Origin of the sequence: Klebsiella sp. C239, from assembly GCF_048822715.1 — a bacterium.
GTDB lineage: Bacteria > Pseudomonadota > Gammaproteobacteria > Enterobacterales > Enterobacteriaceae > Klebsiella > Klebsiella quasipneumoniae.
The window spans coordinates 107,129-121,254 of sequence record NZ_JBMEZK010000003.1 but is presented as its reverse complement, the minus strand read 5'-3'; the positions used below and the strand labels follow the sequence as shown (position 1 = coordinate 121,254).

10 protein-coding genes are annotated in these 14,126 nt (G+C 59.0%); 6 read left to right on the top strand and 4 right to left on the bottom strand.

Features of this window, described 5'->3' with window-relative positions:
• Positions 1-134: 134 nt before the first annotated feature.
• Entirely contained in the window at positions 135-641 is a 507-nt protein-coding gene (locus ACOI6Z_RS09425; RefSeq protein ID WP_065812189.1) for a hypothetical protein, read from the top strand.
• Positions 642-657: 16 nt separating this feature from the next.
• On the opposite strand, the gene ACOI6Z_RS09420 is transcribed toward ACOI6Z_RS09425, so the two are convergent.
• The 3 genes from ACOI6Z_RS09420 to ACOI6Z_RS09410 are packed head-to-tail and all read right to left on the bottom strand — an operon-like array spanning position 658 to position 5,771.
• Positions 658-1,581 carry an acyltransferase gene (locus ACOI6Z_RS09420; RefSeq protein WP_072199205.1) on the bottom strand — a complete coding sequence of 308 codons (924 nt, stop codon included), beginning with the start codon at positions 1,579-1,581 and terminating at the stop codon, positions 658-660.
• Between the two features lie 38 nt (positions 1,582-1,619).
• Positions 1,620-4,685 (bottom strand): efflux RND transporter permease subunit, encoded by a 3,066-nt coding sequence (locus ACOI6Z_RS09415; protein ID WP_269135177.1) that lies wholly within the window; start codon positions 4,683-4,685, stop codon positions 1,620-1,622.
• Positions 4,686-5,771, bottom strand: coding sequence for an efflux RND transporter periplasmic adaptor subunit (locus ACOI6Z_RS09410; RefSeq protein ID WP_023288901.1), 1,086 nt, complete (start codon positions 5,769-5,771; stop codon positions 4,686-4,688).
• Positions 5,772-6,305: 534 nt separating this feature from the next.
• Between ACOI6Z_RS09410 and ACOI6Z_RS09405 the strand changes: the two genes are divergently transcribed.
• Positions 6,306-6,737, top strand: a complete 432-nt coding sequence (locus tag ACOI6Z_RS09405; protein WP_023288902.1) for a universal stress protein — start codon at positions 6,306-6,308, stop codon at positions 6,735-6,737.
• A 51-nt stretch (positions 6,738-6,788) separates the two neighbouring features.
• Positions 6,789-9,476 (top strand): cation-transporting P-type ATPase, encoded by a 2,688-nt coding sequence (locus ACOI6Z_RS09400; protein WP_050532962.1) that lies wholly within the window; start codon positions 6,789-6,791, stop codon positions 9,474-9,476.
• Positions 9,477-9,553: 77 nt separating this feature from the next.
• Here the strand turns inward: ACOI6Z_RS09400 and ACOI6Z_RS09395 are convergent, their stop codons facing one another.
• On the bottom strand, positions 9,554-10,837 hold the full coding sequence (locus ACOI6Z_RS09395) for a putative acyl-CoA thioester hydrolase (protein WP_065812185.1): 1,284 nt from the start codon (positions 10,835-10,837) through the stop codon (positions 9,554-9,556).
• Between the two features lie 214 nt (positions 10,838-11,051).
• Here ACOI6Z_RS09395 and hutI point away from each other — a divergent pair, with 214 nt between their 5' ends.
• Genes hutI through ACOI6Z_RS09380 form a run of 3 tightly spaced genes read left to right on the top strand, consistent with a single transcriptional unit; the run spans position 11,052 to position 14,047 of the window.
• A complete protein-coding gene (gene hutI, locus ACOI6Z_RS09390) occupies positions 11,052-12,311 on the top strand; it encodes an imidazolonepropionase (protein WP_074423100.1) in 1,260 nt (419 codons plus the stop codon).
• The gene (gene hutG / locus ACOI6Z_RS09385; protein WP_420687230.1) at positions 12,308-13,264 is read left to right on the top strand and encodes a formimidoylglutamase; all 957 of its coding nucleotides are present in this window, start codon (positions 12,308-12,310) and stop codon (positions 13,262-13,264) included. The genes hutI and hutG overlap by 4 nt, the downstream gene beginning before the upstream one ends.
• A gap of 57 nt (positions 13,265-13,321) precedes the next feature.
• Positions 13,322-14,047: a histidine utilization repressor gene (locus ACOI6Z_RS09380; protein ID WP_023288907.1), complete on the top strand. Its 726-nt coding sequence runs from the start codon at positions 13,322-13,324 to the stop codon at positions 14,045-14,047.
• The last annotated feature ends 79 nt before the right edge of the window (positions 14,048-14,126 follow it).

Genomic DNA, 14,126 nt, shown 5'->3' with positions numbered 1-14,126 from the left:
TTACTAGCGATGCGATGGTTCGGCATCGTTATCTTTCTCCCATTTCCCTGTCGGGTCTTTTACCTCTGTCACGACCGGTAAATACGGCAAAGGCAGTCTGTCTATAGACAGGCGTTGAGGTGTGAGGAGGGGAAATGCGCGGTAAAAGCGTGATGCTCCTGGCCGGGTTAGCGACTTTCGCGCAGTCGAAAGAGATTAACCTCTATTCGGTGAATACCGGTTCCTATGTTTACCATCTGACCAATAATCACGGTCAATATACTGAGAATTTCGAGAACCACTTTTTCTCGGTGGAGCGGAAATTCTCTGCCGACTCGAAATACAGCCTGCTGATTGGCACCATGAATAACAGTTTCGACGATCGCTGTCTGGCGCTGGGGGTGAGAAGAGACTGGTACCACAACGGCAGCGGGTGGACCTTCAAAGGCGTTTACGGCTATACCGGCGAATTCTTCTTCGACGCCTTCGAGCATTGCGGCGATCATGGCTCCTATAAAGATTTTAAGGACGCCACCGGGATCGGCTTTTCACCCTATATCTACCATGCTATCCAGTACAACTTTACCGACTATTTCGCCCTTGAGAGCGGCATTATTATTCCCAGCGTGTTTGTGATCAGCATCCAGTGGAGCTTCCGCTAAGTTGCCGCGTCGTTTGTTACAGGGTTATCACCTTCCTGAGCAGCGTACTGGAGAGCGCGGCGAGGGAAATGAGCACCGACAGGACAAACGTTAGGGCAATCACTCCCAGCTTGGTGGCTAACGAGTGAATAGGGATCAGCATCACCAGCAGGTGAAAAACGGAGTAGTGCAAAATATAGACCCCGGTCATCGCTTTGCTAACCGTCGCCAGCACGGCCTCCTTCAGCTCGCGGTTCTTTTTAAACTGCACGGCGTTAGCGGCGATCACCAGCAGGACGATCAGAATATAAATCTGCGACCCCGTGAGAATGAACGCATTGCGATCGGCTTTAAACAGCGCGAAGAAAAAGTGGCGTTCATAAAACCAGGTAAATAAATAGACAAAGGGCAGGGCGATAATGGCGGCTTTAATCACCCGCGGGTCGCGTATCCACTCCGTGACCCGCGGATCGTTAAACAACTGCCCGGTTAAATAAAAAAGTAGCCACGTCCACAGACGATACTGCGGCGCCAGGCTGAAAAGATGTCTTTCCGGGTAGAGCACCGAGAGCAGGTCGTAACCATAAGAGCAGCACAGTAGCGTCAGGACCACGGAGAAAAACAGACCGCGCCGCTGGCTGAGCCAGGCAATCAGGGGATGGAAGGTATAGATGACAATCAGGGCGAAAATAAACCAGGGCTGGATCAGATAGCCGCGCTGGTAAGGCTCCCAGACATAATAGACCGTCACCCAAAACAGAAAGACGATCACCACGCTTTTAATTTTGCCAATTTGCCAGTTGGCGTCGTGTCGCGTTTGCGCATCAAGATAGCCGGCCACCACAAAAAACAGCGGCGTGGCGATGGTCGAGACAAAGGTCAGCAGCCCGAGGATCCAGTGATAGTCATAATCAAAGCGATCCCAGGTGTTATAGATGGTGAAAAAAGTCACCGCTGTCATACAGCCGAGTGTCTTAATAATGCTCAGACCGGTACTGTTCATCGTTGAGGCGTCATATCCTTATGGTGAAAGCAGGCGTAAATCACCGGCAGAACCAGCAACGTCAGCACGGTGGCGAAGGCCAGACCGAACATAATCACCACTGCCATACTCTGGAAAAAAACATCGCGCAGCAGCGGGGCAAGGCCAAGCACGGTGGTGAAGGCGGTCAGCAGGATCGGCCGCAGACGAGATGTTGCCGCATCAATGATCGCTTGTCGTTGATCTTTCTCCTGTTTTTGTTGCTCTATCTCTTCCACCAGCACAATGCCGTTGCGGATCAGCATGCCGCTGAGGCTGAGAAGGCCGATTAAGGCCATAAAGCCGAAGGGGATGCCGGTCAGCAAAAAGCCGGGCGTGACGCCGATCAGCGCCAGCGGGACGGTCAGCCAGATGGCGACAGCGTTTTTCAGCGAACTGAACATCAGCACCGTAATGATAAACATCACCAGATAGCCAAGCGGCAGGGTCGTGAACAGCCCTTGCTGTGCTTCACTGGAGTTCTCGGCATCGCCGCCCCATTCGATGCGATAGCCATGCGGCAGCGTCAATGCGTCAATGCGCGGTTTCACCCGGGCGAGAATATCACCCGAGGTTTGGCCGCTTTGCGGGCTGGGATCGGTCTGGACCGTCAGCACCCGGGTGCGATCCCGGCGGAGAATTAATGGATCTTCCCACTCCAGGGAGAAGCCATGGATGACGTTACTCAACGGGATATACTGCTGGCGGCTCTGGCTCCAGACCAGCACGTTATGCAGATGGTTGGCATCCTGTCGCTCCGCTGCCGGCGGCCGGACGATCACTGGCAGCAGATCGGCGCCCTCGCGATATAACCCGGCGCGACTGCCGGAGAAATTCATCTCCAGCGCGTTATCAATGTCCTGTTTATCCACCCCCAGTTCGCGCCCCAGCGCTAGGGAGTACTGCGGGCGGATCACCTTGCTGCGGTTCTGCCAGTCGTTACGCACGCTGTCGGTCGCCGGATCCTCAGCGAGAATATCGCTCACCTGACTGGCCAGCGCGCGCAGCGTATCCGGGTCAGGGCCCTTAATGCGCACTTCAATCGCGCTATCCCCGGAGGGGCCGAACATAATGCGTTTGGTGCTGGCGTTCACCTGCGGGTAGTTTCTGGCGATCCAGGTTTCGACGTGGCGGGTGACGGGGGCGATGCCGCGCTGGTCGTCCATCCGCACCATAATCTGCGCGTAGTTGCTGTACTGCCGCTGACCGCTGTAGGTAAGAATAAAACGCATACTGCCCTGGCCAATGGTGGCGACGGTGGTGACCACCCCCGGCTGGCCGGCGATCGACCGCTCAATATCGCGGGTCATCTGCTCGGTGGCGTTAATATCGGTACCGTAGGGCAGCCACAGGTCGACAAAGAAAATGGGCGTATTCGATGACGGAAAGAAATTCTGCCGCACGAAGGTGAAGCCCCAGATCGCCGCGGCCAGCAGGGCGCCCATCAGCACCAGGGTCAGGGTCTTTTGCTGCAGCAGTATTCGCAGCGTCTGCTGATAGCCACGGTAAAAGCGGCCGCGGTAGGGATCGGCTTTCTCCGCCGGCGCGGCGGCCGGCGGGGCGTGTTTAAACAACCACCACTTAATGAGCACCGGAGTGATGGTCAGGGCGGAGAACCAGCTGAGCATCAGGGAGATCAGCAGCACCTGGAACAGGGATTTGCAATACTCTCCGGTGGAGTCCTGCGAGAGGCCAATCGGCGCGAAGGCGAGGATGGCGATGACCGTGGCGCCGAGCAGCGGCAGGGCGGAGCGGCGGATCACATAGTTAATGGCGCCCAGCAGCGGCGATCCTTGATGGCGGGCGATCAGCACCCCTTCGACAATGACAATGGCATTATCCACCAGCATACTCAGGGCGATGATCAGCGCCCCGAGGGAGATCCGCTGTAACTCGATCCCCCAGACAAACATGATAAGCAGGGTGCCGAGGACGTTGAGCGCCAGCGACAGGGCGATAATGATCCCGCTGCGTACTCCCATGAACACCAGCAGCACGCCGACCACGATCGCCAGGGCCATCAGGAAGTTGGTAATAAAGCCATTGACCGAGTGGGCGACCTCAGCCGCCTGATCGTAAAAAATGGCGATGTCGATACCCGCCGGTTTGTCGGCGGCCATCTGCTGGAGGCGGGCTTCAAGGGCGTGCCCGACGTCAATGACGTTGACGCCAGGAATAAAAGAGACCCCCATGGTCACCGCCTGGCGGCCGTTGGCATGATAAATACTGGACGGCGAGTCAGTCAGCCCGCGCGACAGCGTGGCAATATCCCGCAGTCGAGTGGTGGCGCTGGCGCCGTGAGGGCTGACCAGCAGATCCCCCAGTTCATCGATGCTCTGAAACTCCCCGGTGGGGTGTAGGCGGATCGATTCGCTGCCAACGCGGATCTCTCCGGCGCTGGACACCACGTTGAGCCGGGTCAGGATAGCGGCGAGCTGGTTGAGCGTGATCCCGCGCGCCGCCATTTTCGCCAGCGAGATATCAACATTGATCTGTTGCGGAATGACGCCGCCGATAGCGACTTTACCGACCCCAGGAACCAGCACCAGCTCCCGACGCAGCTGTTCGGCATAGCGCACCAGCTCGGGGTTGGTAAAACTGTCGCCCGAGATAGCGAAGAAAAAGCCAAACACATCGCCAAAGTCATCGTTGACGAAGGGGGTCACTACGCCAGGGGGGAAAAGTCGGCTGGCGTCACCGACGCGGCGACGTAGCTCATCCCAGATTTGCGGCAGCTCGCTGGAATGGTACTGCGAAGCGATATTCACCGTAATTTGCGATAAGCCATTTGAGGAGATGGAGCTGACGTTATCCAGTGAGGGAAGCTGCTGAATCGCGTTTTCCAGCGGCAGGGTCACCTCCTCCTCCACCTGTTGAGCGGACGCGCCCGGGTAGTGGGTCACGATCACCGCCGTTTTAATGGTGAAGGCAGGATCTTCCAGACGGCCGATATTGAGCAGGGCGAACAGACCACCCACCCCCAGCAGCAGAATGGCTAACCAGACGCGGGTCGGGTTATTAATAAACTGACGGGAAATGTCCATTTATAATCCTCGTTCACGCGTCCAGATCCGCACCGGCTGCCCGGCATGCAGCTCGCTCACGCCCGCCGCGACCACCTCTTCACCCGCGCGGAGACCGTCGGTGATGGCCACTCCCTGCGAGGTCACCTCGCCGACCGTGACCTTGCGCTCCTCAAGAAACCGATGCGCGTTGTCGCCTTTTACCACCCAGACGACCGGTTCATTCTTCGGCCGGTTATCCGGGTTAAACACCGCCTCTACCGGCACCATAAGCGTTTCCCTTCCGGCGCTGGCCGGTAAATTGCCGAGATTGACCGTCACGGTGCCGCTGACCCCGCCGACGGTGGGAAAATCATCCGGCCGCGGCATGGTTAAAATGATCTGCCAGGTAAGGGTGCTGTTGTCGCTGCTGCCGGTATGCTCTTTGTATTCCGCCGTAAATTCGCGGCCCGGCAGGGTATTGATCCTGACGACGGGGCGGTAGGCGGTATTGCGGATATCCAGGGAGGTGAACAGATTTTCGGGAATGCTGAAGACCACATCCAGCAGGTCGGTACGCGTCAGGGTGATCACCGGCTGGCCGGCGGCGACCACCTGATGGTTGCGGATATGCACGCCGGCGGCAATCCCGCCGAAGGGCGCGGTGAGGCTCATTTGCGCCAGCTCTTCACGGGCGATTTTTAAGGCCGCGTTGGCGGCATCGCGATTGGCGCGCTGCACGTCCATCTCCGCCTGGGAAATCGCCTGACGTCCCGCCAGGGTTTGGAAGCGATCAAACTGACGCTGGGCGAGCGTAGCCGCCGTTTGTCGTTCATTGACCCGCTGTTGGGCCTCGCGGGCATTCAGGCGCGCCAGCGTTTGCCCCTGGGCGATGGTCGCCCCCTGGCGAATATCCAGCGATTCCACCTGGCCCCCCCGCTTAAACGACAGCTCGGTGGAGTCGCCAGACTCGATACGTGCCGGAAATGTTCGCTGCTGGGTATTGCCCACGGCGGTCACCTGCGCCACCTTGACCATGCGCGGGGCGGACTCGACGGACGGCGATTTCTGATCGCAAGCGGTTGTAAATAAAATAACAACCGGGATGAGAGAAAAATAACGGTTCACAGTATTCCCCTCAGATTCAGGATTTATTTTACATTTTTATTACGCGGCGCACGCTTATTCGGCGAGGGCGGCGACAACCAGATAGGTGAATAGTCCCACCAGCGTGCAGGCGACAATGGCCAGCGCGACAAATAATCCCAGACGTAACAGGCTATAACCAAACATGATTTTCTCCCTTTACTCCCACCCGAACCGCGAATGTCATTTAATTCGGCCCCCACGGTGACCACCGGACATTCGGAGCGGCACTCCTGCTTGTAATCAGCATAGTCGGAGAAAAGGTGAAGTGTTAAAAAAGAGCATACCGCGAGCGGCAGCGGCACTGTTGGGGAAAACGCAGGAGATCTGCAGGGAATATATGGTTTTTATAATATTTTTCAGTCTATTAATCCGTCATTTTCTAATGTTAATTTTCCTGTGCTACGTTTAATAACATCTATTCCGCTCGCCGCTTCTGTTGTTGAGATTTCGTTCCTCCCCAAGTATGGGGTTATTCATCACTACGCATTGTATTGGTAATAAAAGGATTATCTCATGTATAAAAATATCGTTGTTCCCGTTGACGTGTTTGATGCAGGCCTGGCCGACAAAGCCCTCTCTCATGCGAAATTCCTCGCCCAGCATTCTTCCGGGCAAATTCATCTTGTCCATGTCATTCCGGCATTCTCTCCGGTGTTAACGCGCGGATTTATCTCTGATGCGCGAAAGATGGAAGACCATTTGATTAATACCGCTAAGGAAAAACTGACTGAGCTGGTCAAAAAAAATGGCCTTGCGGAAGACGCCAGCCATCTTTATGTGCGCAGTGGCAATGTTCGCGATCAAGTGATTGCTCTGGCCGATGAGCTACAAGCGGACGTGGTGATTGTCGGTTCGCGCAATCCGGGGATTCAGACTCACCTGCTGGGCTCGGAAGCGGCCAATATCGTGCGCTATGCCCATGTACCGGTTTTCGTTGTGCGCTGATGACGGCGGGATGTCGTCCTGACTTCCGCTTCAGAAATCGAGGGAGAGAGTATGAATACAGATAAACCGGGGGCGCCCTATTATCAGCGCTCCGTCGAGGAGACGCTCGCCAGCGTACAGAGTTCGCCGGACGGGATTAGCGGAACAGAGGCGGCCACGCGCCTGCAGCAGTATGGCGAAAACGCCCTGCCGCAGAAGCCGGGTAAACCCGCCTGGCTGCGTTTTATTGTGCATTTTAACGATGTGCTGATCTACGTTCTGCTGGCGGCGGCGCTGCTGAAGGCGGTAATGGGCCACTGGATCGACATGTCAGTGATCCTCGCGGTGGCGGTGGTCAATGCGCTGATCGGCTTCATTCAGGAGAGTAATGCGGAAAAATCGCTGCAGAGTATCCGCAATATGCTGTCCAGCGAGGCGGTGGTGATCCGACAGGGCAACCATGAAACCATCCCCACCACCTCGCTGGTACCCGGCGATATCGTGGTGATCCGCGCCGGCGACCGTATCCCCGCCGATTTACGGGTGATTGAGGCGCACAACCTGCGGGTGGAAGAGGCGATCCTCACCGGCGAGTCGACGGTGGTGGAAAAAACCACCGAGCCGCTAAGCGGCGATTTACCGCTTGGCGATCGCAGCAACCTGTTGTTTTCCGGGACCACCGTCAGCTCAGGGGCGGGGAAAGGGATCGTGGTGGCCACCGGCGGCGATACCGAGCTGGGCCACATCAACCAAATGATGGCGGGCATTGAGAAGCACCGCACGCCGCTGCTGGTGCAGATGGACAAGCTGGGCAAAGCCATCTTCATCCTGATTCTGGTGATGATGGCGGCGCTGTTCGTCTTTAGCCTGCTGTTCCGTGATATGCCGGTCTCCGAACTGATGCTGTCGTTGATTAGCCTCGCGGTGGCCTCGGTCCCGGAAGGGTTGCCGGCGATTATCTCGATTATTCTGTCGCTCGGCGTGCAGGCGATGGCCCGCCAGAAAGCGATTATCCGCAAGCTGCCGACGGTAGAAACCCTCGGCGCGATGACCGTTATCTGTTCGGATAAAACCGGGACCCTGACCATGAACGAAATGACGGTGAAGGCGGTGATCACCGCGGACAGCGTCTATCGGGTGGAAGGGGACAGCTATGAGCCGGTCGGTAAAATCCATGCTATCGACGACCCGTCGCCGGTTGCGGTGGCGCCAGGATCGCTTCTTGAGCGCTATCTGCGCACCATCGATCTGTGTAACGACAGCCAGCTTATCAAAGAGGAAAGCGGGCTGTGGAAAATCACTGGCGGCCCCACCGAGGGGGCATTGAAGGTGCTGGCGGCGAAGATAACCCTGTCGCCGCAGCCCAGCGAGTTGCGCAGTAAAATTCCTTTTGATTCGCAATATAAATACATGTCGACGCTTTACCGGCTGGGCGAAGAGGAGGTGGTGCTGGTCACCGGCGCGCCGGATGTTCTGTTCCGCCTGTGCCAGTATCAGCAGAGCGACAGCGGGTTGCAGCCGCTGGATCTCCCGTACTGGGAAAGCAAAATTGAAGAGTACGCCCGGGAGGGGCTGCGAATGGTGGCCGCGGCCTGGAAGCCGGCTGCCGCAGGCCAGACCGAGCTGACCCATCAGGATCTGCAGCAGGGGGTCATTTTATTAGGGGTTGCCGGGATGATGGATCCGCCGCGTCCGGAAGCGATCACGGCGATTGCCGACTGCCTGCAGGCCGGGATCCGCGTGAAGATGATCACCGGCGACCACCCGCAAACGGCGATGAGCATCGGCAAAATGCTGGGGATTGGCAATGCGGGGAACGCCATTACAGGGCGCGAGCTGGAGGTGATGGACGACGCGCAGCTGAGCGTGGCCGCGCAGCAGTTCGATATCTTCGCCCGCACCAGCCCGGAAGATAAGTTCCGTCTGGTGCAGGCTCTACAGAGCAAGAAAGAGATTGTCGGCATGACCGGAGACGGGGTGAACGATGCCCCGGCGCTGAAGCAGGCTGACGTCGGCGTGGCGATGGGGATCAAGGGGACCGAGGTGACCAAGGAAGCCGCCGATATGGTGCTGACCGATGACAACTTCGCCACCATCGCCAGCGCGGTCCGCGAGGGGCGCCGGGTGTATGACAACCTGAAAAAAACCATTCTTTTTGTCATGCCGACCAACCTTGCGCAGGGGTTACTGATCGTGATCGCGCTGCTGGCGGGCAACGTACTGCCGCTGACGCCGGTGCTGATCCTGTGGATGAACATGGCCACCTCCGCCACGCTGTCGTTTGGTCTGGCGTTTGAAGCCGGTGAGAAAAATATTATGCGGCGGCCGCCGCGCGACCCGAAACTGCACGTGATGGACGGCTTTGCCATCTGGCGCGTGGCGTTTGTGGGGTCGATGATTGCGGTCAGCGCTTTTATTCTCGAAGCCTGGCTGCAGCCCCGCGGCTATTCGCCGGAGTTTATCCGTACCGTGCTGTTGCAGACTCTGGTCACCGCCCAGTGGTTCTATATGCTGAACTGCCGCGTGTCGGATGGTTTCTCGTTGACCAAAGGTCTGCTGGCTAACAAAGGGATCTGGATCGTCAGCGGCGTGCTGCTGGTGCTGCAGCTGCTGATTATCTATGCGCCGTTTATGCAGATGCTGTTCGGCACCACCGGGCTGCCGTTCCGCTACTGGGTGATCACCTTTATCATCGGCTTCGCCATGTTCCTGATTGTGGAGCTGGAAAAACCGCTGACCCGCAAATGGCGAACCGCCTGACGGCGTGAAGCGTTGAACGAAAAAGGAAAGAGGGGGCATCGCCCCCTCTTTTTATTGTGCTGTGCCGGTATCGCGATTTATTGTTTCGGCTCGGCGACCACGCTGCTTCCCACGCCGCGGTTGTTATATTCCCACATACGGTTGAAGCCGTTGTCGTTGAGGTTGCGCTGCAGATTGCCTTTGTCATCCGCGCTGCCGGTGTTGCCGCTGAACGGACGGCCGGAGCCTACCGCCGCCGCCCACGGCTGGGCGATGTTAAAGCCTTCATTGATGGCGCTGTCGCGGATCACGACCTGGCCGTTGCTGTTACCGTCAACGTCCAGCGCGCGGCCGAGCTGCGCGACGTTATCCCCGGAGGCGGTGAAGCGGCTGTTGGTCGCCAGGAAGCCGTAGGTCATGCTCTTCAGGGTGGCCGGCGCGAAGACGTAGGCTTCTTTCTGAGTACGCGAGTTCACCACGCGGAAGTCGGTGTTATCAAACACCACGGCGCCGCGGCCAGAAACGATATCCACGTCGCCTTCAATATAGCTGTTCGTCACCAGGGTGCGGGTCTGACGGTTGTCCTGCAGACGGTTCTGCACGCCGCTGTTGGTCACGAAGAAGGTGTTCTGGCGACCAAGAATGTTCACTTTATCGATCTGCACCTGGTCGCCATCGCTGCGCAGGGCAACGGCCTGGTGGGTGCCGGCATCGACGCTGTCGCCCAGGTTGTTGGCGATGGTCAGGTTCTGCAGCTGCAGGCCGTTATTCTGCGACCAGAAGACCGCGGAGCACATCACGCCGACGGTGGCGGTGGATTTGCTCTGGCAGCTGTCGAACATATACCACGCTGGTTTGCCCGGCATGTATTTGCCACCCGGATTGACCAGACGACGCCAGGTGTTGCGATCCATTTCGGAATCAATGGCTTCGCTGATCTTCACGTCGATCGGTTTATCGCCGGTACCATACAGGGTCAGGGCGCCCGGCGCCGCCGGAACGTAGACGGTGCCCGGGTATTCGCCCGGCATGATGGCGATAAACAGACGACGGTTAGAGTGGCGGGCAATCGCCGCATCCACCGCCGCCTGGACGGTGGTATGCGTCACGCCCTGGGTTCCCGCCGGGCCGACGATAAAGTCAGGCTGCGCCGGCAGGCTGATGGCGGACGGCGTCCAGGCCGCGGCATTGGGGGTCAGCGACTGGAAATAGGCCGCCTGGGTAAAGTTTTTCGCTTCATCGGCGTTCAGAATGGGACGCGCGGTGGTGCCCGGTGCAGTCTGCGTTGAGGGCTGTTGATCGGCAGGCGTCGAGCTACAGGCGGACAGCGTCACGCCGAAGGCCAGCGCCAGCGCCAGACGGGAAACGGAATATGTGTTCATGTTGCTCCGGGCAAAATTAAGCGTAGTGAAATACCCCGGCTGAGACGCCAGGGTATAAGTCCTTTAAAACCTGCTGTTTTATACTAACTTGAACGAAACGGGAAGACGTGGGCTGAAAAACTTACCTTCTTTACGCAATACGCCGCGTCGCCGGACGGTCTCCAGTCACAAATAAATAACATTTACTCGCGCTTTTGTTGACATTCCCGGCGTTATGAAAATAAATGTCTATACAACCCATGACAAGTTGAACGCTATGACTGAAGCCACCTCCGAACGCGTTATCTGGCGAAACGCCCGTCTCGCCACCCTGAACCCTGATGCTTCACAACCGTACGGTCTGCTGGAGCGCCACGCGCTACTGGTTCGCGACGGTCGCATTGCGGCGATCGTCCCCGAAGATGACCTCCCCAGCGGGCGCAGGATCGATCTCGAAGGCCGGCTGGTCACGCCGGGATTAATCGACTGCCATACCCACCTGATCTTCGGCGGCAGCCGGGCGCAGGAGTGGGAGCAGCGGCTGAACGGCGTCTCCTATCAGACCATCAGCGCCAGCGGCGGGGGGATTAATGCCACCGTGCGCGCCACCCGCGACAGCAGCGAAGCCGAATTACTGGCGCTGGCGCAGCCGCGTCTGGCCCGCCTGCTGCGTGAAGGGGTGACCACCCTGGAGATCAAATCCGGCTACGGTCTCGATCTGCAAAACGAACGCAAAATGCTGCGGGTCGCCCGCCAGCTGGCGCGTGATAACGCGGTGGAACTCTCGGCGACGCTGCTCTCCGCCCACGCCACGCCGCCGGAATATCAAGGCGACGCCGACGGCTATATTACGCTGGTCTGCGACACTATCCTGCCGACGCTGTGGCGGGAGGGACTGTTTGAAAGCGTTGACGTCTTCTGCGAAAACGTCGGCTTCAGCCCGCAGCAAACCGAGCGGGTGTTTCAGGCGGCGCAGGCGCTGGGCATTCCGGTTAAAGGTCACGTTGAACAGCTCTCCTCGCTGGGCGGCGCCCAGCTGGTGAGCCGTTATCACGGACTGTCCGCCGACCATATTGAATATCTGACGGAAGAGGGAGTGGCGGCGATGCGCGAAAGCGGCACCGTGGCGGCCCTGCTGCCCGGCGCGTTTTACTTCCTCAATGAAACCCGCAAACCGCCGGTGGAACTGCTGCGCAAGTACCAGGTGCCGATGGCGGTGGCGACCGATTTCAACCCCGGCACCAGCCCCTTCGCCAGCCTGCATCTGGCGATGAATATGGCCTGCGTCAAGTTTGGTTTAACGCCGGAAGAGGCGTGGGCCGGCGTGACGCGCCATGCCGCGCGGGCGCTGGGGCGGCAGAACAGCCACGGTCAGCTGGCGGCGGGCTTTGTGGCGAACTTTGCCATCTGGGATGCCGAGCATCCGGTCGAGATGGTGTATGAGCCGGGGCGCAGTCCGCTCTGGGGACGCGTGGTACAAGGAGAATGGCAATGATGCTGTGGCAAGCTACGCCCGCCAACCTTTGGCAGGGGCGCGATGATAGTGCGGAAGCGCCGAATGCGCTGCGCCTGTTTCAGACCATCCCCCGCGCGGAACGCTTCGCGCCGCAGGCGCTGCCCGGCGATATCGCGCTGCTTGGCTTCGCCTGTGACGAAGGCGTCCGGCGCAACAAAGGGCGTACCGGAGCGGCTGACGGCCCGGCGACCCTACGCCGGGCGCTGGCCAATATGGCCAGCCATCAGGGCCACGACCGCTGCGTGGATATGGGCACGATTAGCGTCGATGGCGAACAGCTGGAAGCCGCGCATCAGGCGCTGCGCGAGGCGGTGACCGCCTGCCAGCGCGCCGGGAAACGCACGCTGGTTCTGGGCGGCGGCCACGAGACCGCCTTCGGTCATGGCGCGGGGGTACTGGATGCCTTCCCGGGCGAAAAAGTGGGCATTATGAATCTCGATGCGCATCTTGATCTGCGCGTTGCCGAGCGCGCCAGCTCCGGGACGCCGTTCCGCCAGCTGGCGCTGGAGTGTGACGCGCAGCAGCGCGCTTTTCACTATACCTGCATCGGCGTCAGTCGGGCGGCCAACACCCAGGCGCTCTGGGAGGAAGCGGCGCGACGCGAGGTGGCTATCGTGGAGGATCTCCTGGTGCTGGAGGCCTTCGAAACCCGGGTGCTGGCGGAGCTTGAGCGCAACATCGCGCAGTACGATCGTCTGTATCTGACCATCGATCTGGACGTGCTCCCGGCGCGGGAAATGCCGGCGGTGTCGGCCCCGGCGGCGCTGGGCGTGCCGCTGGCGACCCTGCTGCGCATCGTTGAGCCGCTGTGCCGCAGCGGTAAGCTGCAGGCGGTGGATCTGGTGGAGTTCAACCCGCAGTTTGACATTGACGGTCAGGGCGCCCGCGCGGCCGCCCGTCTGGCATGGCAAATCGTCCATTGGTGGCAGTAGCCATTCCGGTATATTCTGGGTGTTTCGCCGCCCATTTTGCAAAAGGAAAGCCAGGCTATGTTTTCACAGCAACCCCGTTCCGCGCCCGCGCCTTTTTATGAGAAGGTGAAGCAGGCTATCGGTGAAAAAATTCACAGCGGCGTCTGGCGACCGCATGACCGTATCCCTTCCGAAGCGGAGCTGGTGGCCCAGTTCGGCTTCAGCCGGATGACCATCAACCGCGCGCTGCGCGAGCTTACGGATGAAGGCCTGCTGGTCAGGTTGCAAGGGGTGGGGACCTTTGTCGCCGAGCCGAAAGGGCAGTCGGCGCTGTTTGAGGTGCGCAGCATTGCCGAAGAAATTATTGCCCGTCACCATCAGCACCGCTGCGAGGTGCTGCTGCTGGAGGAGACACGGGCGGATCATATTCAGGCGGCGGCGCTCAGCGTAGCGGAAGGCACCCGCATCTTTCACTCGCTGATGGTGCATTACGAAAACGAGGTGCCGGTGCAAATCGAAGATCGCTGCGTCAATGCCGCGGTGGTGCCGGACTATCTCCAGCAGGATTATACCGCCACCACGCCCCATGATTATCTGTCGCTGATCGCCCCGTTAACAGAAGGTGAACATATTGTTGAAGCGGTGCAGGCCACGGCGGAAGAGTGCGCGCTGCTGCATATTCACGCCCACGATCCCTGCCTGCTGATCCGCCGCCGCACCTGGTCGACAACCCACATCGTCTCCCACGCGCGCCTGCTGTTCCCCGGTAGCCGCTATCGTCTGCAGGGCCGCTTTGGCTCCTGATCCACGCTGGCGTCAGCAAAACGTGATTGCTGACGCAATATAACAAAATTGTATCATTTCTGTTAAATCCTGGCTTGCG